Origin of the sequence: Ruminiclostridium papyrosolvens DSM 2782, assembly GCF_029318685.1 — a bacterium.
GTDB classification, from domain to species: Bacteria; Bacillota; Clostridia; order Acetivibrionales; family DSM-1351; genus Ruminiclostridium; species Ruminiclostridium papyrosolvens.
Window position 1 is genome coordinate 3,376,866 of sequence record NZ_CP119677.1, and the last position, 21,885, is coordinate 3,398,750.

Sequence of the window (21,885 nt, forward strand, 5' to 3'; positions counted from 1 at the left end):
TCCTCCCTTATCCCTTTGAAATTGCCTTGAACGGACATTTTTCCATACAGACGCCGCACTTAGCACATTTTGTATTATCTATAACGTAAGGAACCTTCTTTTCACCCTTTATACAGCTCATAGGACAAACCTTTGCACAGATTCCGCAGCTCTTACACTTACTAGCCTCAACAGTGTACTTCATCATTGATTTACAAACACCCGCAGGACATTTTTTGTCAAATACATGAGCCTCGTACTCGTCTCTGAAATATTTCAATGTACTCAAAATCGGGTTAGGAGCGGTCTGACCAAGTCCGCAAAGAGCAGATGCCTTAATATTTTTAGCCAACAGTTCAAGCTTTTCAATATCTCCTGCTTCACCCTTACCTTCAGTTATTCTTTCCAATATTTCCAGCATACGTTTTGTTCCTATACGACATGGCGGACATTTACCGCAGGATTCATCAACCGTAAATTCAAGGAAGAACTTAGCGATATCAACCATACAATTGTCCTCATCCATTACTATAAGTCCACCTGAGCCCATCATAGAGCCAAGGGCAATAAGTGAATCATAATCAATAGGAGTATCCAGATGTTCTGTAGGAATACATCCGCCCGAAGGTCCTCCGGTCTGTGCTGCTTTGAATTTTTTACCTTTAGGTATACCTCCACCTATATCGTAAACTACTTCTCTCAAAGTAGTACCCATAGGAACCTCAACCAATCCTGTGTTGTTTATTTTTCCTCCAAGAGCAAATACCTTTGTTCCTTTGCTCTTTTCAGTTCCTATGCCGGAGAACCAATCAGCACCTTTTAATATAATAACCGGTACATTTGCATAAGTTTCTACATTGTTCAGAATAGTAGGTTTGCCCCATAGTCCTTTTACTGCCGGAAATGGAGGTCTTGGTCTTGGTTCACCTCTATGACCTTCTATTGAGGTCATAAGTGCAGTTTCTTCACCGCAAACAAACGCTCCCGCACCAAGTCTTATTTCAAGATTAAACTTATGTCCTGTTCCCAGTACATTGTCTCCTAAAATTCCGTATTCTACAGCCTGATCAATTGCCATCTGCAATCTCTTAACTGCGATAGGATACTCTGCTCTTACATATATATATCCTTGTGTTGCTCCAATGGCGAAACCTGCTATAGACATAGCCTCTATTACAGAGTGGGGGTCACCCTCTAAAACACTTCTGTCCATAAATGCTCCCGGGTCACCTTCGTCGGCATTACAGCATACATATTTCTGTTCAGCTGTCTGTTTTGCTGCAAAATCCCACTTCATTCCTGTTGGGAAGCCTCCGCCCCCTCTTCCTCTGAGTCCTGACTTTTTCATTGTATCTATTACAGCTTCAGGAGTCATTTCAGTTAATACTTTTTCAAGTGCCTTATATCCGTCAAAAGCTATGTATTCGTTGATATCCTCAGGATTTATACGCCCACAGTTTCTTAATGCAATACGCATTTGTCTGTTAAAGAAATCCACACCTTCCAGTGATTTGGAAATATCTTCAGATTCCTTTTCACCAGCCAGTAGACGCTTAACTATACGTCCCTTCAACAGATGCTCTTCAACGATTTCTTTTGCATCAGAAACCTCAACTCTTGTGTACATTGCTCCTTCAGGATATACAACTACTATAGGTCCTTCAGCACAAAGACCGAAACAACCTGTTTTAACTATCTTAACTTCACTTTCCAGCCCGTTGCTTGCAAGTAGTGCTTCCATTTCATCCATAATTTTCAGGGAATTTGATGATGTACAACCTGTACCTGCACAAACCAGAACATGTGCTCTATATAATTGCATCTATAAAAACCTCCTTACAGTTTTGAGTTATATACTAAGATTTAATTACACGCCCTCCTGGGCACCTATGGTCAGGTCAGTACATACGTTACCGTTTACAATATGCTCAAGCACTACTCTTTCAGCTTTTTCAGGAGTCATATTTACGTATGTTACCTTTTTATCGTCTTTGTCAAGTATTTCCACTACAGGTTCCATTTTGCAAACTCCAATACACCCTGTAATAGATACGGTAACGTTTTCCAAATTCCTTTTGTTTATTTCTTCAATAAATTTGTTCATTACCGGTCTCGCTCCGGCTGCTATTCCGCAGGTTGCCATTGCAACGACTACTTTGATGCCTTTTTCATTGGATCTGACAGATAACTGGTTTAAAGTAATCTTTCTGATCTCATCCAATTCAGCTATCGACTTCATTAAGTACACCTCCAAAAATATTCTTTATACCTTCATCAATATACTCTTTCAACCATATAAGGATATCAAACTCCGTAATACTCACATCTCCAAGGGTTTTGGTCACCTCATCAGTATCAAGTCTGAAAAGATTTTTTCCGTTATTCAAATCCAAAACAAATGAAATCTTTGGGTTTGATGATATTGCTGCTATCATGGTTTCACCTATTTCCCCTATGGGAAGCCTGTCAATGTGATTTATTAAAAATGCAGCTAATATTTGTGTTCCTCCATTTTTTTCAGAAATGATGTTGAAATTTCCATTGCACTTTATTGCAGATTCTTTTAATAATGGTATTCCAAGCCCAACTTTTCTTGTGGTTCTTGACGTAAAAAAGGGATCCTGTGCCTTGAGTAAAATATCAGAATCCATCCCTGCCCCGTTATCACTAATATTGAGTAGTAGATAAACTTTTTGGGAATCTATGGAAATATGTATTTTGATTTTTGTTGCCTGAGCAGTGATTGAATTTTGAACTATATCAAGAATATGAAGTGATAAGTCCCTCATGTAAACCTCGTACTATATTATAAGTCCTTGTATTTCGCCAGTATTGCATCGACATCATCAGGCACCAATCTGCCATGAACATCATCGTTTATCATAATTACAGGTGCAAGTCCGCAAGCGCCTATACATCTGCAAGCATCCAACGAAAACTTTCCGTCTTCGGTACACTGTCCTACATCGATTCCCAGTTTCTGCTTAAATTTGTCAAGAATATCTCCTGAACCCTTTACATAGCAAGCTGTACCCATACAGATATTAATTTTGAATCGACCTTTTGGATTTAATGAGAATTGAGTATAGAAAGTAACTACTCCATATATTTCAGCTAGTGAAACATTAAGCTTCTCGGAAATTTCCTTCAATACATCTTCCGGTAAATAACCATATACTTCTTGAACTTCATGAAGTACCGGAATTAAAGCACCTCTTGTTTCTTTGTACTTATCAATAATTTTTCCGAGTTTCAAGCTATTTTCATCTGTGCAGCCACAGCAGCACTTGTTTTCACTCATTAGCCAAACCTCCCTTTAGTATGTGTTAATATATTCACAATATATGTTAATATTATAACAAAACCAGACAACATATTCAACAAGATTGTTAAAAATTTAATTAATTATGGATACGGTAAAATTTATTGGATTTTAGGGCCAAAAAAAAGTACCCTGAGCATTGCGCGGGTATTCATAAGGATACTTTATGAACCACCTAAAATGCGGGGTATAAGGCGGACAGTTTCGGCTGTCCGCCTTTTGTTATGCCTTAAATTGCAGCTGGCAGCTCATCATCAAACATCATTTCATCGTCGATTCCGTAGAACTTTTCCATGGATGGAATATCGAATTCTTCTTTGACATCGTTCAGCATCCCAATATCACGATAGTGAATCCAAATATCTTGCGGAGCAGTGCGGGAGTATTTCTCAGCCTTTTCGCCTACCACAACTTTTGCAATAAACATCCGAAGTAGTTCCGGCGTCAGTTCGGTAATGTCGGTATACTTTTTCGCCTTTTCAATAAACCTGTCCACGTTGGTAAGGGCGTTCTTGAGTTTATCCATTCTCACTTCAGCCTTTGGCATACGTTCCCGCAGGGCTTTCTGTTCTGCGGTGTACTCATCGGACAGGGTTCTATAGTGCTCATCCGGTATACGCCCCAGCACATTGTCCTCATAGAGTCGTTTGAAAAGTGCGGTAAGCTCCAAATCCCTTTTGCGCATAACCTCCAGCTCTTTTTGCAGCGCAGTGATTTCTTTTCTCGTATCGACAGTGTTTTTGCGGTTGATGCACTCTGCAAACAGCATTTCGTCTTGCCTTGCAAAGTGGGTAACACGCTTCAGGTCATCCAAAATCACCGTAGCAAGCTGGCTTTCCCGGATGTAATGGGCTGAGCAGGTTTCCTTGCCATACTGCTTGTAGGTGGAGCAGGCGAAATTGTTTTTGCTCTCGTCCATGGTGTGAGCACGATGCAGAACCAAAGGCTTTCCACAATCGACGCAGAATACAAGTCCCGAGTAAGGGTTGGGGTTCTCCATATGCTTTCGCGGACGCTTTTTGTGTTCCCGAACCGTATGGGCGATGTCCCAAATTTCTTGATCGATGATGCCCTCATGGGTGTTCTCAAACCTCAGCCATTCGGATTCCGGGCGGATAATCTGCTTTTTGTTTTTATAGGATGCGGTAGTGTGCTTCATGCTGACCGTGTGTCCGAGATAGGTTTCATCGTCCAAAATATTGACGATGGAGTTATCCCTCCACCTGTAAGGCCTGGTGGTATCCAAGTTCGTCAATGCCACTCCTGTCTGATTAAAATAGTAATTGCTTGGATTTACCACCTGTTCTTCCGTGAGTTGCCTTGCGATTTGCTTGGGCCCTCTGCCCTCGGCACACATCTTGAAAATATGCTTGACAACTTCAGCGGCTTCCGGATCGGGAACAATCTTTTTGGGATTGCTCTCGTCTTTTTTATACCCATAGGGCGGTCTTGTTCCAACTCGTTCTCCGCGCTCAGCCTGTGCTTTCTTCACCGATCGAATCTTTTTACTGCAGTCCTTTGCATAAAAATCATTAAATAAGTTCCGGAACGGCGCAAAGTCGTTGTCCCCATAGAGCGTGTCCACCGCATCATTGATGGCAATGAACCGAACATTGTGGTTGGGAAAAGTATGCTCCATGAGAAAGCCGGTCTGCAGATAATCCCTGCCCAGGCGGCTCATGTCCTTGACAATGAGGGTTTCCACCTGCCCGCTTTCAATCAATTCCATAATCTCATTCCACGAAGGACGATTAAAGTTTGTTCCGCTGAAACCGTCATCGAACAGAAAACGAATATTCTCGAAGCCCTTTTCCTCTGCGTACCTGGTGAGAATCAGACGCTGATTCTGGATGCTGTTGCTTTCGCCTTCCCGGTCATCCTCCTGGCTCAGTCTGCCGTACAGTATGGTATATTTTTCGTTGTTTGCCATCATATAAAAATCCTCCTTCTTGTTGTGGCAAACTGAATACGGTAACCTAAGCATACCGCAACAGGTTCCACAAGTCTATTGAAATCAAGCGTTTTTAAGCGCTTTTTCGAGGTCGCTTTCAATCACCGAAAGCATCTTTTTTGTGGGAGTAGAAACACTTTTTACCGGGAACACGGAATGTACACGGAACACTCTGTCCTCCACCACCATATCCCGTTCAATGGTGTGAGAGGATTCGTCTGTGTAAACAAAGCTGTCTGCAAAGGTGCGGTGAGAGGTGCCCTCGCTGTCGCTTTGCCAAATGATATCGGCGGTTTCGTAAGCGCCGAGAATATTGGTTTTCAGATAATGCTGTGCCGCTAATTTCTCGTTTGTCATATCGCATCTCCTTTACATCTTCATTTCAAAATCGTGCCCGCTGTGGTCATCTTCCTTTTGACCGACCGCTAATTTCTTCTTCCTGCCGGTATGCTGCGGTGGTTTCGTGGAGGCATTCTTTAGGGGAACAGGGTTGTCCAGCCGTTCCAAAGCGCGCCCCAGCTGAACCACACTGCCGCCAATGCCAGCAAGGTCAAGGGAATGACGATCCACAGCGGCGTCCATGTCAGGTGCGGCAGCCGCAGCTTCGGCAGAGAAAAATGCTTCTCTTTCTGTTTCCCAGCCTGTGACAACGTCTGCTGTATCTGCAGTAGGCTCTTGCTGATTTGCTCCAGCTCCGACCCCGCAGGTAGACTGTTCAGTTGGGTTTTGATGCTGTGGAGCTGCTGTTGTAAGGTTTTCTGCTGTTTCTCCAAGTTCTCGATTCCATCCCAAATCAGTCCTTGATTGTAGAACAGGTTGTCCAGCTTCTCCTGTGTCAGAGGACAAGACGGGCTGTTCTGCAATGGCTGCTGGGGAATCGGTTCGACTGGCTGCGAGCCTGCGTTGCGCTGTTTCAATTCTTCTAAACTCAAATTCACGCTCCATCATCTCCTTTAAATAGCGGGCGTCATGGAGCTTCAAATCCCGGCAGGACATGGTGTTGGGGCAGGTGTAAGTGATGTATTTTCTGCTGTTCTCCCATCTAACGGCATAGCCCTGTCGCTCCATATTTTCAATAAAATCTTTTTTTGTGCTGCTGATTTTCATCGCAGTATCAATTGCGTTCATCAACGAAAACTTCCAACTCTGTCCCTTGGCGGCAGCGCGGTATTCCCGGGAGGCGAGACTTTGGGCCTTGCCGCCTGTGTACGGTTCCAGAGTAGTCAGCCCATATTGCTGACAAATTTGGTCTGAATATGCCCGAAGCTTTAATAGTGTTTTGGGGCCTTGATGCAATTTCTTTCCTGTTTTAAAGCTGACCGAGTTGATAATAAAATGAGAATGCAGATGCTCATTATCTACGTGAGTGGCGATAACCACCTCAAAATCCGGATAATTATCCTCCGCAAATTTAACAGCAATCTCATGAGCGGTTTTGGGTGAGATGGTTTCGCCATCCTTAAAGGCTTGGTCGTAGTGATAGAACATGGTTTGGTCAGCCTTTTTAAAGCTGTTCTTGGTTGCCATGAATTCTTGAAACGCTGTTTCGGGACAGCAATCCTTGCCGGAGATTAAGCGGATACAGCCGGTCTTATCCGCATCGGTGGAATAGGTTTGGTAGTTGACGGTGTGGTCACAATTGAATTTCTCCGGTTCGATGCACACCTTGAAATCCTGCAAAATATATTCGATTTCATTTCGCATGGAGAAGGCATTTTGCTTTTTACAGGGGATGAAGTTAACCGTTGCCATTACCGATTCACCTGGCAAAGTGCGGACAGCTTTTCATAGATATCGCTTAGCTGTGCCTTGGTTTCGGAGAGATAAACGATATTTATCCTATCCATATTAGCCAGAGTGGTAAGCTGATTGAGGTTTCTGCCGATGGCTTTTAGCTCATTAATGAGCTCCTGTACTCCATCTACTACGACAATATCTTTATCGGTTATGGCTCGTTCTAAAAATTCCGTCATGGTAACATGGCCACGCTTGGCTTTTCGTTTCAGGGATTGATAGGTGCTTTCGCTGATGCGAAAGGCAAAGGGTTTCTTTTTCATTGGCGGTTCTCCTTTGAATTTTCATTGCGCCAACGGCGCTCCATAAAGTGGGGGCCGGGGCTTCTGCCCCGAGCGAGCTGTGGCGGGCGTATAGCCCGACGCTCTGCTCGCCTCACCCAAGGGGTGAGAAATGTAGCCGAAACGCCCTCGTTTTATCTGAAATAAGTGCAAATCCGAAGTTGTCCCGGGCAGTGGCTCAATTTGCGGTTTTATTCGGGTTAGGTGGAGTTATCCACTCCGCCGTCATTCTCGCCACACAGGGGCGAACAGGGGGCAACGGTAGCGAGATTGCAGCCCTGTGACGGTGCTGACGGCAAAGACGGCAAGTTTTGGGGGCTTGATTCTACCGTCATATCGTCATTGCCGTCATAGCAGAGAGTGAACTCTCGTCGCTCAAAAGTCCTGTTCTCGGAATAATGAATTCTATTTCTACCCAGATGCTCCATGTGCTTAATGATTCTCTTCTTCAGAATTGCGGGGCTGCAATCCAGATTCAAGTTTTCTATCAGCTCGGTTGCCGTCCCGGTGAAGCTGCCTGCCGATTTTATAAAATCACAGAGAAGAAAAATTTCATCCGGTATGATCAGCTGCTCTATTTCAATCGGTTCCAGCAGCTCCCATAAAAATTTGTTCTTGTTGAACTCCAAGAACAGTTCCCGCCCCTCAATATCTCTGCCCGTGCAAATCAGCTTTGCCGTGTTTTCAGTTCGCTTGTCTTTTTGCAGTACAAAGTTTGTATCTGCACCACCTGCAATACCGCTGGTGCCCGAAATCATATTGAGCGGATCAGCATCGCCTGTTTTTCTAAGATGATGTACGAGCAGGATGGCAAGATGGTGACGGTCCGCAATTTGCTTCAGTGCGCTGATGTCATCATAATCGGAGGCATAGGGATTGACATTTGCGGAAACGGTTTTGCGAACCTTTTGCAGGGTGTCAATCACAATCAATCCTATGTCGGGATGCTCTTTGATAAAGTTTTCAATCTGATGTTCCAAACCATGGCCGATAGCATCGCTCATAATGGCAAAGTGAAGTGTCGCCGGTTGAAGTGTCGCCGGTGCTTCATCGGTAATTTCAAACAGCCTGCTTTGGATACGGGCGAAGCTGTCCTCTAAGCAGAGATACAGGACTTCGCTTTTCAGAGTTTCAAACCCCCATACCTTTTCGCCCTTTGCCACCTGTAAGCAGATCCACAGCGCCAGCCAGCTCTTGCCTATTTTCGGTGAACCTGCCAGCACATGTAGTCCTTCGGGCAACAGACCGCTGACAATGAACTTCAGCGGCTCCATGGGTGTGGTCATCAAAGTTTCCGCATCCATGGTTTCTAACTTTTTTGACATTTGCGATTCCTCCTCTTAATTCAATTTGCTTTGAGATGTGCAATAAATCGAATATTGAAAACTTCTATTCCTTGTGATACCATTGTCCTATATCCAGAAACAGAAATACACAGCGAATCGCAGAAATGCCGTTTTGCAGAAAATCGATTATTTGCGAGAGGAGTGCCTATGGAACAGTACCCACTGATTAAAATTTTCGAGGGAAGTGATAAGCTGATTTACTCCATGGCTTACGCCTATCCGGACAAGGTGACTCAGTACGCGCAAAAGTTTATTGGGAATGGGCTAATTGAATTTGTAGAAATGGATTTAGAAGAATACACAACACTGTTCACTGAAACGAAGTCCATTCCGCTCACTATGGCGAACTATCAGACAATCAGAAGCAAAATATTTGATGTTGCGCAAACTATTGCGGGCAAGCACCGCTATGTCTATTTCTTCTTGGTGGGCTTGCTGAACAACATTTTAAAAGAACCCATCTATGCCAAAGACGAATTTGAGGCTGCCTTGCTCAGACCCCTTGCAATTTGCATAGAGGAATTGGAACACATTTTAGAACTACAGGAGGTATGCACGAAAGCGGTCACCACCTGTTTGGATAAAGAAAGCCGCTCGGACAAGGAAATGTCCCAGCGGCTTTGTGAGTTTGTATCGGAGTACCCCGGCTTTGCCGAGGCTGCTGTGAAAATAAAATACGAGCTGCTGCCGAAGAAAAATGGCAAGGTGGATATGGATACGCTTAAGGATATCCATGATTGGAATCTACGGGAAACAGACGAGCTTTTGGAAATCATGCACCAGGATGGTGAGGGTGTCAGCCTGATGCCATACTATCTCTTTGAATATCTGGATGAGCTGCTTTATTTTGAGTTTACCGAGATGCTTAAAAATGCACAGTTCATTAAGCGATGCAAACTGTGCAGCCGCTATTTTGTATTGACCGATAAACGTAAGCGGGATTTTTGCGACCGGCCTTATAATGGTAATTGTACATGTAAACAGGTTGGAGCAAAGCTGTTTTATGATCAGGGCATGCAGGGTAACGATTATTTGCTTGCGTTTCTGACCTTGTACAACAAGGTTTACTCTCGCCGTTACCGTGCGGACAATAAATTGCCGGAAGAGTTTAGCGGCAAGGACATGTCCTCGGAGGAATATGCCCAGTGGGCAAAGCTGGCGCGGCAGGCTCGGAGCGATTATCTTGATGGGAAAATTACGGGTGAAGAAATGCTGGAGAAAATCAAGGTGGATTAATGGGGTACGTGTTTAGCAATTCTCTATGCAAAACAACAAAGACTGCTCCCGTTGGAACAGCCTTTGTTGTGGGATAGGATAGAACACTTGCCTTCGCTTCTAATCCATACGCCCCACCATTTTATTGATGTCACCATCACCGTCCACGAAAATTGCAACATTGGGCTCATCGTTATCATCAATCCAACCAAAGCCGAGAAAGTAGACCTGCTTTTGACCATCCATTGTGCGAGTGTCACCCATCCTTGGCTCCCATGCCGTTGCCGTCACTGTGTTTTTCGATGTTACCGGGGTGGGGGTAGGGTCGTCCCTCAAGGTGTTGCTCTCGGTCAAAATCTCCGTGGTGTCAGATGGGTTTAGCGGCTCAAAATCGATTTCTGTGTGGGTGTTGTCCTGCGGTGGAATTTGGGTGCTGATTTCGGCGCTTTCTTCGCTTACAAGAGCTTTGTTTTCTGCGGGCAGGGTGTTATCCCTAATGGTCACAGGTGCTGACACAGGGCGAACCTTGGGAACGAGTGGCTCTGATGTAGCTTGGTTGAACAGTGGAATTATTAGCAGAGAAATAATTGCTAATGCGGACACTGCTGTAATAGTTTTAGCTTTCTTTTTCATCATCGGCTTCTCCCTTCGGCATAAAAAATTGACCACAGTCATTGAGAACCTCCTCAAGACTGTGGTCATAATTTTTCAGTTCCGTTGTAAGTTCCATTCCAAGCCCGAAGCCTTGGATGAAGCTCGCCTTGCTTTGATAGTTACAAATCATTCCCAAGGCATCAATGATTCGCAGCACTGTTTTTCTATCTTCCTTTGACAGACGGTCAATCAAAATTTTGTGGTTTTCCTCCACGGATAATCTAAGCTCATTAAAATCCTGTTGCTTAAAAAAGCTATGGTACAGGTCGTCTAATCGTTTTGGCATATTCCCGCCCTCCTTTAGCAACACAAGATACCACAATTAGAAAATCATAGCTACAAGAAAATATATAAACCCCAGAAGATTGACAGTATGCACAATTATTTGCTATAATATGTATGTTGTAAGTTTACAACATACATATTAGAAAGGAGGTGTTTCCTTGAAGATAGCCCGAAAAGACAAAGTGAAGTTTGGTGCATTGGTAAATAAATTTCGGCAAAAGATGCCCCGTGATATGAATCCACTTCGCAAAGTCGCCGCCGAGTGCGATATGAACTTTTCAACACTTAATGACATTGAAAAAGGTGATGGTTTTCCTACAGAAGCGGTTGTGCTGCGGCTATCCGAAAACTTGCTTTTATCTGAAAAAGACAAGCATGGTCTTTTGGACAAATACTCGGATATTGCAAAGGTTGCACCCCCTGATATTGATAGATATCTAATTGCAGAAGACGGAAAAGCGTGGTGGGACGTCCTCCGATTAGCAGAAGGAAAAGATATCCCCCCTGACACATTTAAAGAAATCAAGAAAATAATAACCGCATTGGAGGATAAAAAAGATGAGCCAACAGAACAGCCTGAATATTAATGAGTATACAAATTTTATTTGGAAAATTGCCGATTTGCTCCGTGGTGACTATAAGCAGAGTGAATATGGTGATGTTGTTTTACCCTTTACCGTGCTTTGCCGTTTGGATAGCGTTTTGTTGGCAACGAAGGACAAGGTTTTAGAAATTGACAAGACCTCCAACTTTGGTGACAAGGTCAAAGAAAAATTGTTTGAACAAGCCACCGGCATGAAGTTTTACAACAAAAGCAACTTTACTTTCAGAAAGCTAAAAGACGATGCACCCAATATTGCAGAAAATCTGCGTGACTATATAACCTCTTTTTCTGCCAATGTGCAAGAAATTATGGAGGCATTTAATATTTATGCCCAGATTGAACGGCTTGATAAAGCCGGGCTTCTCTATATGATCATTTCCAAGTATGCCGATGAAATTGATCTGAGTCCGGAAAAGGTACCCAATGACTTGATGGGTTATATCTTTGAAGAATTGATTCGCCGTTTTTCGGAAATTTCCAACGAGACAGCCGGTGAACACTTTACCCCTCGTGAAGTTATTCGGTTAATGGTATCGCTTATTTTTAACGAGGACGGTGCCGAGCTTTCCGAAGATGGTAAAATGACCTCCCTGTACGACCCTGCGGCCGGTACGGGTGGCATGCTGGCGATTGGTTCTGATTATTTGAAGTCGCTTAATCAAACAATTTATGTAGATTGCTATGGGCAAGAGCTTAACCCGATGACCTATGCTGTTTGCAAATCGGACATGCTGATTAAGGGGCAACAGTATGACCGCATTTATCGTGGCAACAGTTTTACTGAGGATGGTACTGCCGGAAAAACTTTTTCGTACATGCTCTGCAACCCACCCTTCGGCGTGGAATGGAAGAAGTATGACAAGGCAATCAAAGAAGAAAACGAAAAGCTCGGTTTTGCCGGACGCTTTGGCGCAGGCCTACCTCGTATTTCTGACGGTTCGTTCCTATTTCTCCAACACATGATTAGTAAAATGAAGCCTGTTGATGAGGGTGGCAGCCGTATTGCCATTGTTTTTAATGGTTCTCCACTATTTACCGGTGATGCCGGTAGCGGTGAAAGTGAGATTCGCCGTTGGATTATTGAAAACGACTGGCTGGAGACCATCGTCGCTCTGCCTGACCAGATGTTTTATAACACCGGCATCTCCACTTATATTTGGATTGTCACCAATCGAAAAAGCAAACTGCGTCAAGGAAAGATACAGCTGATTAACGCTGCAGATTTTTCAGAAAAGATGCGTAAATCCTTAGGCAGCAAACGAAATCAAATTACCGATACACAGATCAATGAGATTGTTGGTATTCATAAAGACTTTTTACCCAATGAGTACAGCAAGATTTTTGACAACGAGGATTTTGGATACTGGAAAGTTACGGTCGAACGCCCTGTCCGATACAACTTTTCCTGTTGCGAAGACCGTGTTTACAGTTTGCCTATTGTCTTTCAGAAAAAGAAAAACTGTACATGGAGCTGGTCACAAAATGATTTAGATGGTCAGCCAATGCCACAGGATTTGATTGACCTTAAAAATGATTTGGTCGCCTTGGGCAATGAAGTTTACAGCGATGAAAAGCAATTTAAAGCATTAATTGCGCCAGTGGTAAAAAAGCACAAGCTCACTGCTATGCAGCAGAGAACACTGCTTTACAATGTGCTTAGTGCAGAGGATGAAAACGGTACCATTTATTTGGACGCTAAGGGAAATCAGGTTGCAAATACATCTCTGCGTGATTATGAAACCGTCCCTTTGAAAACGGATATTCAGGAGTATTTTGCGCAGGAGGTTCTGCCCCATGTGCCCGATGCATGGATTGATGAGAGCAAAACAAAAAAGGGATATGAAATTCCCTTTACACGGCAGTTTTATAAATATGTTCCGCTGCGTGCAAGCAGTGTAATTTTAAGTGAAATAAAAGCACTGGAAGATAAGATACAGGCTGATATTGCAGACTTGTTCGAGTAAGGGGGTGAAAATGTGGAGCGAAAAAGTATTAAGTTAAAGTATTTGTTTAAATTTGGAAAAGGATTAAGCATTACAAAAGAGAATCTGAGCGAGACGGGTATCCCATGTGTTAGCTACGGGCAAGTACATTCAAAATATGGTGTGATACTTGATATGTCAAAGCATGTACTTCCATTTGTATCTGAAAGCTATTTAGATACATCATCGCAAGCCCTTATTAAAAAGGGGGACTTTGTATTTGCAGATACATCGGAAGACAAAGGTGGTTCTGGTAACTTTACATGCCTTGTTAGCGATAGCAGTATTTTCGCAGGATATCATACGGTGATAGCACGCCCCGTTTCCAAAGATGTGTTTTATAAATATTTTGCGTATTTGTTTGATTCGCAGAATTTCAGAGCACAAATTCAGCAGGCCGTAAGTGGAATCAAAGTTTTTACAATTTCTCAAGGAACGCTCAAAAATACTATAGCCTCATTCCCAAATATTGATGCGCAAATTGTTATTGCAAATTACCTTGACCGAAAAACCACCCAAATTGACAGCATTATTGCTGACAAAGAAAAGCTGATTGAACTGCTGAAAGAAAAGCGGCAGGCAATTATCAGTGAAGCGGTTACACGAGGACTTGATCCATCTGTACCGATGAAAGACAGTGGAGTTGATTGGATTGGACAGATTCCTGAACATTGGGAGGTAAAGCCTTTATTCACAGTAGCATTTGAAAACAAGGCCAAGAACAGCGGAAACCAATGTGTCAACCTTTTGAGCTTAAGCTACGGAAAAATTGTTAAAAAAGATATTGATACTAACTTTGGACTGCTGCCCGAATCATTTGAAACATATCAGATTGTTGAGGGTGGATATACGATTTTGCGGTTAACTGATTTGCAGAACGATAAGCGTAGCCTGCGCTCTGGATTTGTACGCGAAAAAGGTATTATTACTTCTGCATATGTAGGTCTAATCCCCTCTGATGAGGTTGATGGGTTATTCCTTTCTGATTTGCTTCACGCTTACGATTTGATGAAAATCTTTTATAGCTTAGGAAATGGCGTTCGCCAGTCCATGAATTATAAAGATTTAAAACGACTCCCTATTCTGTTGCCGCCTAAGTCTGAGCAAAAGCAGATAAGCAATTACTTGAGAAATAAAACGGCGGAAATTGACGACTTAATATCCACCACCGAACAGCAAGTTTCTTTATTCAAAGAATACCGTCAATCCATCATTAGCGAAGCGGTAACGGGAAAAATCAAAGTTGCTGATTCCGAAATAGTAGCAACAGTAGAGCAACCAAAAGCCAAAACAAATGGTGCCAATATTCATTTCAAGCGGCGTGTGCTAGCTGCACGAATACTGGATAAGCTATGTGCTGAACCAACACTGGGACATGTTAAGTTGGAAAAATTATTGTTTCTGAGTGAATACTGCGCCCAGTTGGATCTGCACACCGAGTATGCTCGTCATGCTGCCGGGCCGTATAATCCGCAGGTGCTTCGTTCCATTGATGCCCAACTCCCAAAGGCAAAGTGGTTTGGGTACAACAAAAATAATCATGGCAGCAAATATAGTAAACTTGAAAAAAGTCTGGAATATGTGCCCTATTTCGAATCAAACTTCAGTCAGGAACAGAGCGATTGCATCGACAGAATTCTTGGCTTGTTGCGCACTTTGGATACCGAGCATTGCGAAATTATCGCCACGCTCTATGGGGCATGGAATGACTTTTTGATTGAAGGACAGACCCCCGGCGATGATCAGATTGTCGATGAAGTGCTGACCCATTGGAGCGAAGAAAAGAAACGAATTGACAGAGCCCGCTGGTTGAAAGCGTTGGAGTGGATGAGGAAAAACCATATGATCCCATGCGGATACGGTAGTAAAACGAAGAGGAGGGATAGCTAATGGCACTGGATACCAGAGAAAAAATATTTGAAACAGAAATTGAATATAGCCTTACAACCTTTGGCGGCTATGAGAAAGGTAACCCCTCCGATTTTAGTGCATTGCTTGGTATGGACGCAAAAACAGTCTTGCGATTCATTCAAAATACGCAGCCGAAGTCTTGGGAAAGTCTTTGCAAACGGCATGGAGACTGTGTACCGCAAAACTTTATTAAGCGCCTTTCGGACGAGCTAAAAAACCGGGGCACACTTGATGTGCTACGCCATGGTGTAAAAGATTTGGGCGTAGAGGTTGCTTTGTGCTACTTTAAGCCCGCCAACCAGATGAACAAGACTACCGTTGAGCGTTACCAAGCAAACATTCTAACGGTTATGAGACAGGTGCATCACAGCGTTTCCAAGCCTAAGGATTCTGTGGATACAGTCCTCTTGCTGAACGGCCTGCCTATCGTTACACTGGAGCTGAAAAATCCACTTACTGGTCAAAGCTATTCCAACGCCATCCAGCAGTATGAGGAAGACCGCAGCAACAAAGACACCTTGTTTGCTTTCAAGCGAGGTGCATTGGTGCATTTTGCGGTTGATACCGAAGAAGCATATATGACCACTAAACTTGCAGGAAAGGGTACTGTTTTTCTGCCGTTCAACAAGGGAAACAATGGTGGTGCAGGAAACCCGGTCAACCCTAATGGCTTCCGTACTGCTTATTTGTGGGAAGAAGTTCTTGTAAAGGATAGCTTGTTGGACATTATCGAACGATATCTCCACCTCAAAAAAGAGGAGGACACAAAAACAGGGAAGTTGAAAGAAAGTCTGATTTTCCCTCGTTATCATCAGCTTGAAGTCGTTCGCCTTTTAATTTCTGATGCAAAGGAAAACGGTGCTGGGCATAACTATTTGATTCAACATTCTGCCGGTTCGGGCAAATCAAACTCAATTGCGTGGTTGGCACATCATTTATCCACGCTGCATGATAGTGAAAGTCAGGTAGTATTCAATAGCATTGTTGTCATTACTGACCGGCGAGTGTTGGATCGGCAGTTGCAAGATACCATTTATCAATTCGAGCATGTAGACGGTGTTGTGGCACGGATTGATGAAAAAAGCAGTATATCTAAATCAAAGCAGCTTACCGATGCCCTGAATAACAATGCTAAAATTATCATCACCACCTTGCAGACCTTTCCGTTTATTTTGGATAAAGTGGAGCACTCCTCAGAAAAGAAATTCGCCGTTATTGTAGATGAAGCTCATTCCTCACAAACAGGCAAGGCGAGTGAAAAGCTCAAGGAAGCTTTAGCGGAAATTGAAACAAAGGGAGATGATGAGATTGAAGAAAAGCTCCATCAATTTGCAGAAACAGAAGCTCGCATTGAGAGCCAGACAGATGACAGTGAAGATGAAGTAGCCAGAGAGATGGCAAGTCACGGCATTCAACAGAATCTATCCTTCTTTGCCTTTACTGCAACGCCCAAGCAAAAAACACTGGAGATTTTTGGCACTCGCGGGACAGATGGCTTACCGCATGCTTTTCATGTGTACAGTATGAGACAGGCGATTGAGGAAAATTTTATCCTTGATATATTGGAAAACTATACGACATACCAAACATATTTCCAAGTGGGCAAAAAAATTGCGGACGATCCTCTCTATGGTAAAAGCAAGGCAAATAAGGCTTTGGGTAAATTTTTAAGTTTGCATCCACACAATTTAGCGCAGAAAACAGAAATCATCATTGAGCATTTTCGCAGTGTTACTCAGCATGAAATTGGTGGCAAAGCTAAGGCTATGCTGGTTACCGGTTCAAGACTTCATGCTGTTAGATACTATTTTGAGTTTCTGAAATACATAAAAAAGATGAAGTATAAAGATCTCGGTGTGTTGGTCGCCTTCTCCGGAATAGTTAAGGACGATGGTGCGGATTATACTGAGTCAGGGCTCAACAAGTTTGCAGAGAGCGAATTGCCAGAGCGTTTTGAGGGTGAAGAATATCAAATCCTATTGGTAGCAGAAAAGTACCAAACTGGGTTTGACCAGCCGCTGCTACACACCATGTATGTGGACAAGAAACTGTCCGGTGTAAAAGCGGTGCAGACACTTTCGCGCTTAAACCGTATGTGCTATGGTAAAAGCGATACGTTTGTGCTCGATTTCGCCAACACCAAAGAGGAGATTTTCGAAGCGTTTCAGCCTTATTATGAGCGCACCGATGTGGATGACATTACCGATCCAAACTTGGTCTATGATTTAAAAACCACTTTGGATGGCTACCGCATTTACACGGAGTCAGAAGTTAAATCCTTTGCAAGAATCTTTTTTAAAGATTCTGCAAAGCAAACCGAGCTGGACTTCGGAAAGCTCAGTCCCTATCTTGATCCCGCGATAGACAGATATTGTGCAATGGAAAGCGAACTTGAACAGAAAGAATTCAAGGTCACCTTGAGGAAGTTTATCCGTCTGTATTCTTTTATCTGTCATATCATTAAGCTTAATGATTCTGACCTACACAAGTTTAGTGCCTTTGCAAAGTGTTTGCTCCGCAAGCTTCCTGCGGATGGTAAGAGCAAAACTCCAAACTTGGATAATGACGTAGCTCTACAATACTATCGTTTGCAGAAAATCTTTGAAGGCAAAATACAACTTGAAAATCAAACTGGAGTCTTACCAGGAGGTAGACACGGTGCAGGGCTGCCGCCAGAAGAAGAAAAGGCTACCCTTAGTGAGCTCATTGCTAAACTCAATGAACGTTTAGGCACAACATTTACAGAGATGGATAAGGTTATTGAGCAGTTTGTCGAGGACATGGCTAAAAACCCAGAAATGCAGCTCCGTGCAAAGAATCCAATGGATATGTTCCAAGTAGCCTATGAAAACAATATCATGGATGTGGTCATTGCTCGACTGCAGCAAAATCAAGATTTCTGCACAAAGTATATTGAGGATAACGATTTCCGTTTAGAGATAGACAAAATAGTCCTGCCTCTTGTGCATGAACGCATTGCAACACAACAACTATAAAAGCAACCGCACAGGATTTTGTCCTGTGCGGTTGCTTTTTCCGTATTCAGTTTACCTTGAACCTCGGTTCACAAGTTGTCTTTATGACTACTCCTCTTTGGTTGTCAGGGTACTTTTTTAGGAATTTACATTGGTTATAATTTGAACTTCGATACAATATCATAAAGCTCTTTTGCACTGTCTAAGTTTTCTACCGCTTTTTCATCAACCTCTTCTGTCTTTACAACAATGGAAGATGTCTTTATAGCGATATCCTCAATTCCTCTGGCACTTTCAACAACAGTCTGTGCAACTTCGTTTATTGCGGTTGATACATTTGTTATTGTTGAATTAAGCTCTTCTGAAGTATGAATGAAGTCGGACATTAATCCATTAACCAAGTTTGAATCATTATTATACTGTTCACTGATGTCTGCTAATTTCTTATAATCCCGAAGAACTTCCTTGTCAACAAAAGATAGTATGGCAGTTGAACTTTCATTCATATTCTTGACCGCCTTATTCACTTCTTCAACCATTCTCTGTATACCTCCCACAGTCTGTGAAGATTGCTCTGCCAGTTTTCGGATTTCATCAGCAACTACTGCAAAACCTTTTCCTGATTCCCCGGCTCTTGCCGCCTCTATGGCAGCATTAAGTGCCAATAGGTTTGTCTGCTCGGTAATCTGAAGAATAGTATCGGCCAAAATGTTTATTTGTTGCGTACTCTTAGATTGCTCTATTGATTCCTCTATTTTCTGCTTTACATCCTCATATATTGATTTTGCCTTTTGACCGGAAATAGTAGCGTCTTCCTTTAGTTTTAATGCTTTATCCGTTATTTGCCTGCACACATCAGCCCCTTCTTTGGTCTTTTGAGCAATTGTATTTACATTATTTTCAACCTCATTAATAGAAGCTGAAATTTCCTCGGTAGATGCGGCAGACTCTTCTGCTCCTGCCGACAGCTCTTGTGTGGTTGCTGAATTTTCCTGTGAATTCATTTTCACGTCATTTGCCAGGGTACTGACATACTGTGCATTGTCATTTATCTTTTCAGATACTTCAATCAATTTACCTGCCATGCCACGCAGAACCTGTCGCATTTCTGCTACAGCTCTGGTTATAGTACCTATTTCGTCCTTACCCTTTAGATATATTTCAAATGCGTTATTATATGTTAAATCCAGCTTGGAAGTATTATGGATAAGATGCGTTAATCTTTCTATAGGCCTAGAAATGCGTATTGCAATGAAATATCCCACCGCAGAAGCAACTACTATCATTATCAGACTTAGTGTCAAAATAAAGACTTGCATTGCGTCCACGGGTGCAGTAACCTCATCAATTGTGCCTGTTAAAATAAGTAACCAGCCTGTTTGGTTAATAAATTTATAGGCTGCTATTTTCCCTTTTCCTTTATAATCATAATTTATTACGTCTGATATTTTGCCTTCAGGTTTGCTTATGATATTTTTTATTTGGGGGGTCTCTATGGGTTCTCCGATTTTATTCTTTTCCGGATGATATAAAATATTACCTGATTTATCTACTAAAAATACATAGCTTGATTTAGTACCAAGAATCCTTTTATCTTGAAGATATCCGCTAAAAGTGTCCGTATAAACTGCTGCAGCAACATACCCTATCAGTTTACCAAAATCGTCTCTTACGGGATATGTAAAGACAGAAATGTTCTTATTTGTTGCTTTTGATTTAAGAGCATCGCTTGTGATAGGTTTTCCTTCTGATAGAGTCTGCAAGGAGTAAGCACGGTCTGATATGTCTTGGCCTAAGGTGTTTGTGTTTGAATCGGCAATTATTAAGTTATTGGTATTAACGATAAAAACATGTTCCAAATTCCATTCTTGTTTTTCAGTATTTTTTAAAAGCTTATTGCATTCCTTTTCTATCTGTATACTTTGGTCTGTTTTGTTACCTGACTTGGACTGCTCAAGTAATTCAATAATGCTCCTCTGAGATGCAAGTGCACTTACGACTGCGTTTTCTTTTTCAATTAAACTGGAAATATTGTCTGCATATGCCGAACTTAAATCCTTTGCCATTGTATTTGTTTGAGTTATTATTATGTCTTTGGACTTTAAGTAAGATGATATTTGTGTAACTGCGATAGAAAGAATTGCTAACCCTGTTACAAAAATAGTAAGCTTTTTCCTTATATTCATATTTTTCTCCTTTGAATCTTAGAGTATGGTTAGGTGAGTACTTTTTATGAAGGTTAACATAATTTAATTACATTTTACACTACTTTTTATAGTTATGGAATATTAAAACTAAATAAATAATAATAACTTTGAGTTAATACCCATATTGTATACGGGAAATATAAAAAGGACCACAGCCTAGCAAGCTGAAGTCCTGATTATTTAAGGGTTTATCTATTCACATTTAATCTGAGCATTGATTACTCATCAAAATCGTATTCGTCTTCCATTCTGGTTTTGAATTCTTCAAATACTCTGTTAAGTTCTTCTTCGTCATCAACAGTAATAAACGAGTCATCGCCATCATCATTGTGTTCAATTTTCAAAATAACAACTTCATCTACTTCTTCGTTTTCCTGTTCTTCAAGGGGGAGCAATATTACATACTCGTTACCTTCCATTTCTATGGTATCGAGATGTTCGAATTCAACTTCTTCTCCGTCCTCTCCTAACAGTACAACAATATCATCTCTTTCTTCATCGTTCATATATACTTCCTCCTAGTATAAGTCTTTGAATGCCCAAAAATGTATCAAAAATCTGAATACATTTATTTTATAATAACACACATGTAGATGTTTTCCAATATCAACTTTTTTTATTACCTGCCATTCTATCAAGATAACCTTGAAGAATTAATACCGCTGACATTGTATCCACAATGTCCTTCTTTTTTGAAGCTTTTATGCCCAATTCGTTCATAGTTCTGTGCGCTGACACGGTAGTAAGTCTCTCATCCCATTTTATTATATTAAACTCACCAAAATCAGAAATCTTTTTTATAAATTCTTCGGTTCTTTCAGTTCTTGGCCCTTTAGTACCGTTCATATTGATAGGATACCCTATAACTATGTCTGTAACACCATATTCTTTTATTATTTCTGATAAACGTAAGACAGCTTTTTTCAAACTTTCCTTGCTCTTAATCATTTCCAAGCCCTGTGCTGTCCAGCCCATAGGGTCACTTATGGCTACACCTATTCTTGAATCTCCATAGTCAATTCCAAGTATTCTCATTCTTGCCTCCGTTAGCAGATAAAATTAACAGGCACTCTCATTTGAGAGTGCCTGTTTTAATCAATTATTCAGGTACGTCATTATGATTTTCCAGATAAAATTTAAGGACTTCTTCCAGTAACTCATCTCTCTCAAGTCTTCGGACAATACTTCTGGCATTTTTATAGTTTGTGATGTAAGTAGGATCACCAGACAAAATATATCCAACCATCTGGTTTATCGGATTGTAGCCTTTTTCTTTTAGTGCCTGATATACAGAAACTAAGATTTCTTTTGCTTCATTCTCTTTTTCATTATCCACTTTAAACATCATAGTCTCGTTAATTCCCATTTATATCACCTTC

The 21,885-nt window shown here is 41.9% G+C and carries 20 protein-coding genes; 5 read left to right on the top strand and 15 right to left on the bottom strand.

Annotation, left to right across the window (positions count from 1 at the left end; genetic code table 11):
* Nucleotides 1–7 precede the first annotated feature (7 nt).
* The 9 genes from nuoF to P0092_RS15190 form a co-directional block, all read right to left on the bottom strand.
* Nucleotides 8–1,801 carry an NADH-quinone oxidoreductase subunit NuoF gene (gene nuoF, locus P0092_RS15150; protein WP_004616749.1) on the bottom strand — a complete coding sequence of 598 codons (1,794 nt, stop codon included), beginning with the start codon at nucleotides 1,799–1,801 and terminating at the stop codon, nucleotides 8–10.
* Nucleotides 1,802–1,846: 45 nt separating this feature from the next.
* On the bottom strand, nucleotides 1,847–2,218 hold the full coding sequence (locus tag P0092_RS15155; RefSeq protein WP_004616747.1) for a (2Fe-2S) ferredoxin domain-containing protein: 372 nt from the start codon (nucleotides 2,216–2,218) through the stop codon (nucleotides 1,847–1,849).
* Nucleotides 2,202–2,768 (bottom strand): ATP-binding protein, encoded by a 567-nt coding sequence (locus P0092_RS15160; RefSeq protein ID WP_004616744.1) that lies wholly within the window; start codon nucleotides 2,766–2,768, stop codon nucleotides 2,202–2,204. Before P0092_RS15160 ends, P0092_RS15155 begins: the two co-directional genes overlap by 17 nt.
* Nucleotides 2,769–2,785: 17 nt before the next feature.
* Nucleotides 2,786–3,280: an NADH-quinone oxidoreductase subunit NuoE gene (gene nuoE / locus P0092_RS15165; RefSeq protein ID WP_004616742.1), complete on the bottom strand. Its 495-nt coding sequence runs from the start codon at nucleotides 3,278–3,280 to the stop codon at nucleotides 2,786–2,788.
* 250 nt (nucleotides 3,281–3,530) lie between these two features.
* A complete protein-coding gene (locus tag P0092_RS15170; RefSeq protein ID WP_004616739.1) occupies nucleotides 3,531–5,234 on the bottom strand; it encodes a recombinase family protein in 1,704 nt (567 codons plus the stop codon).
* 81 nt (nucleotides 5,235–5,315) lie between these two features.
* Nucleotides 5,316–5,609, bottom strand: coding sequence for a hypothetical protein (locus tag P0092_RS15175; protein WP_004616737.1), 294 nt, complete (start codon nucleotides 5,607–5,609; stop codon nucleotides 5,316–5,318).
* Between the two features lie 12 nt (nucleotides 5,610–5,621).
* On the bottom strand, nucleotides 5,622–7,004 hold the full coding sequence (locus P0092_RS15180) for a relaxase/mobilization nuclease domain-containing protein (RefSeq protein ID WP_004616735.1): 1,383 nt from the start codon (nucleotides 7,002–7,004) through the stop codon (nucleotides 5,622–5,624).
* Nucleotides 7,004–7,309 carry a plasmid mobilization protein gene (locus P0092_RS15185; RefSeq protein WP_004616733.1) on the bottom strand — a complete coding sequence of 102 codons (306 nt, stop codon included), beginning with the start codon at nucleotides 7,307–7,309 and terminating at the stop codon, nucleotides 7,004–7,006. Before P0092_RS15185 ends, P0092_RS15180 begins: the two co-directional genes overlap by 1 nt.
* Before the next feature lie 218 nt (nucleotides 7,310–7,527).
* Nucleotides 7,528–8,652 carry an AAA family ATPase gene (locus P0092_RS15190; RefSeq protein ID WP_004616731.1) on the bottom strand — a complete coding sequence of 375 codons (1,125 nt, stop codon included), beginning with the start codon at nucleotides 8,650–8,652 and terminating at the stop codon, nucleotides 7,528–7,530.
* A gap of 168 nt (nucleotides 8,653–8,820) precedes the next feature.
* Between P0092_RS15190 and P0092_RS15195 the strand changes: the two genes are divergently transcribed.
* Nucleotides 8,821–9,909, top strand: a complete 1,089-nt coding sequence (locus P0092_RS15195; protein WP_004616729.1) for a DUF6076 domain-containing protein — start codon at nucleotides 8,821–8,823, stop codon at nucleotides 9,907–9,909.
* A gap of 99 nt (nucleotides 9,910–10,008) precedes the next feature.
* Here the strand turns inward: P0092_RS15195 and P0092_RS15200 are convergent, their stop codons facing one another.
* Both P0092_RS15200 and P0092_RS15205 read right to left on the bottom strand, forming a co-directional pair.
* Nucleotides 10,009–10,524 (bottom strand): DUF6550 family protein, encoded by a 516-nt coding sequence (locus P0092_RS15200; protein WP_131451603.1) that lies wholly within the window; start codon nucleotides 10,522–10,524, stop codon nucleotides 10,009–10,011.
* Nucleotides 10,505–10,828: a DUF6809 family protein gene (locus P0092_RS15205; protein WP_004616725.1), complete on the bottom strand. Its 324-nt coding sequence runs from the start codon at nucleotides 10,826–10,828 to the stop codon at nucleotides 10,505–10,507. Before P0092_RS15205 ends, P0092_RS15200 begins: the two co-directional genes overlap by 20 nt.
* 157 nt (nucleotides 10,829–10,985) lie before the next feature.
* On the opposite strand from P0092_RS15205, the gene P0092_RS15210 reads away from it, so the two are divergent.
* Genes P0092_RS15210 through P0092_RS15225 form a run of 4 tightly spaced genes read left to right on the top strand, consistent with a single transcriptional unit; the run spans nucleotide 10,986 to nucleotide 18,320 of the window.
* On the top strand, nucleotides 10,986–11,414 hold the full coding sequence (locus P0092_RS15210) for a hypothetical protein (protein ID WP_004616723.1): 429 nt from the start codon (nucleotides 10,986–10,988) through the stop codon (nucleotides 11,412–11,414).
* Nucleotides 11,386–13,395 (top strand): type I restriction-modification system subunit M, encoded by a 2,010-nt coding sequence (locus P0092_RS15215; RefSeq protein ID WP_004616722.1) that lies wholly within the window; start codon nucleotides 11,386–11,388, stop codon nucleotides 13,393–13,395. The genes P0092_RS15210 and P0092_RS15215 overlap by 29 nt, the downstream gene beginning before the upstream one ends.
* Nucleotides 13,396–13,407: 12 nt before the next feature.
* On the top strand, nucleotides 13,408–15,303 hold the full coding sequence (locus tag P0092_RS15220) for a restriction endonuclease subunit S (RefSeq protein WP_004616720.1): 1,896 nt from the start codon (nucleotides 13,408–13,410) through the stop codon (nucleotides 15,301–15,303).
* A complete protein-coding gene (locus P0092_RS15225; protein WP_004616718.1) occupies nucleotides 15,303–18,320 on the top strand; it encodes a type I restriction endonuclease subunit R in 3,018 nt (1,005 codons plus the stop codon). The genes P0092_RS15220 and P0092_RS15225 overlap by 1 nt, the downstream gene beginning before the upstream one ends.
* Nucleotides 18,321–18,454: 134 nt before the next feature.
* Here the strand turns inward: P0092_RS15225 and P0092_RS15230 are convergent, their stop codons facing one another.
* From P0092_RS15230 to P0092_RS15245, 4 genes are all read right to left on the bottom strand, one after another.
* A complete protein-coding gene (locus P0092_RS15230) occupies nucleotides 18,455–20,485 on the bottom strand; it encodes a methyl-accepting chemotaxis protein (RefSeq protein ID WP_004616716.1) in 2,031 nt (676 codons plus the stop codon).
* A 239-nt stretch (nucleotides 20,486–20,724) separates the two neighbouring features.
* Complete coding sequence (locus tag P0092_RS15235; protein ID WP_004616714.1) at nucleotides 20,725–21,012, bottom strand: DUF1292 domain-containing protein; 288 nt, start codon at nucleotides 21,010–21,012, stop codon at nucleotides 20,725–20,727.
* Between the two features lie 100 nt (nucleotides 21,013–21,112).
* Nucleotides 21,113–21,541 carry a Holliday junction resolvase RuvX gene (gene ruvX / locus P0092_RS15240; RefSeq protein ID WP_004616712.1) on the bottom strand — a complete coding sequence of 143 codons (429 nt, stop codon included), beginning with the start codon at nucleotides 21,539–21,541 and terminating at the stop codon, nucleotides 21,113–21,115.
* A 64-nt stretch (nucleotides 21,542–21,605) separates the two neighbouring features.
* Entirely contained in the window at nucleotides 21,606–21,872 is a 267-nt protein-coding gene (locus P0092_RS15245) for an IreB family regulatory phosphoprotein (RefSeq protein WP_004616710.1), read from the bottom strand.
* Nucleotides 21,873–21,885 lie beyond the last annotated feature (13 nt).

Bases quoted from the DNA above. Each gene is read 5' to 3' on its own strand.
- P0092_RS15155 (WP_004616747.1), bottom strand. From the start codon at position 2,218: ATGAAGTCGATAGCTGAATTGGATGAGATCAGAAAGATTACTTTAAAC.
- P0092_RS15180 (WP_004616735.1), bottom strand. From the start codon at position 7,004: ATGGCAACGGTTAACTTCATCCCCTGTAAAAAGCAAAATGCCTTCTCC.
- P0092_RS15175 (WP_004616737.1), bottom strand. From the start codon at position 5,609: ATGACAAACGAGAAATTAGCGGCACAGCATTATCTGAAAACCAATATT.
- P0092_RS15190 (WP_004616731.1), bottom strand. From the start codon at position 8,652: ATGTCAAAAAAGTTAGAAACCATGGATGCGGAAACTTTGATGACCACA.
- P0092_RS15235 (WP_004616714.1), bottom strand. From the start codon at position 21,012: ATGAACGATGAAGAAAGAGATGATATTGTTGTACTGTTAGGAGAGGAC.
- ruvX (WP_004616712.1), bottom strand. From the start codon at position 21,541: ATGAGAATACTTGGAATTGACTATGGAGATTCAAGAATAGGTGTAGCC.
- P0092_RS15245 (WP_004616710.1), bottom strand. From the start codon at position 21,872: ATGGGAATTAACGAGACTATGATGTTTAAAGTGGATAATGAAAAAGAG.
- P0092_RS15205 (WP_004616725.1), bottom strand. From the start codon at position 10,828: ATGCCAAAACGATTAGACGACCTGTACCATAGCTTTTTTAAGCAACAG.
- P0092_RS15225 (WP_004616718.1), top strand. From the start codon at position 15,303: ATGGCACTGGATACCAGAGAAAAAATATTTGAAACAGAAATTGAATAT.
- nuoF (WP_004616749.1), bottom strand. From the start codon at position 1,801: ATGCAATTATATAGAGCACATGTTCTGGTTTGTGCAGGTACAGGTTGT.
- P0092_RS15200 (WP_131451603.1), bottom strand. From the start codon at position 10,524: ATGATGAAAAAGAAAGCTAAAACTATTACAGCAGTGTCCGCATTAGCA.
- nuoE (WP_004616742.1), bottom strand. From the start codon at position 3,280: ATGAGTGAAAACAAGTGCTGCTGTGGCTGCACAGATGAAAATAGCTTG.
- P0092_RS15230 (WP_004616716.1), bottom strand. From the start codon at position 20,485: ATGAATATAAGGAAAAAGCTTACTATTTTTGTAACAGGGTTAGCAATT.
- P0092_RS15195 (WP_004616729.1), top strand. From the start codon at position 8,821: ATGGAACAGTACCCACTGATTAAAATTTTCGAGGGAAGTGATAAGCTG.
- P0092_RS15170 (WP_004616739.1), bottom strand. From the start codon at position 5,234: ATGATGGCAAACAACGAAAAATATACCATACTGTACGGCAGACTGAGC.
- P0092_RS15215 (WP_004616722.1), top strand. From the start codon at position 11,386: ATGAGCCAACAGAACAGCCTGAATATTAATGAGTATACAAATTTTATT.
- P0092_RS15185 (WP_004616733.1), bottom strand. From the start codon at position 7,309: ATGAAAAAGAAACCCTTTGCCTTTCGCATCAGCGAAAGCACCTATCAA.
- P0092_RS15160 (WP_004616744.1), bottom strand. From the start codon at position 2,768: ATGAGGGACTTATCACTTCATATTCTTGATATAGTTCAAAATTCAATC.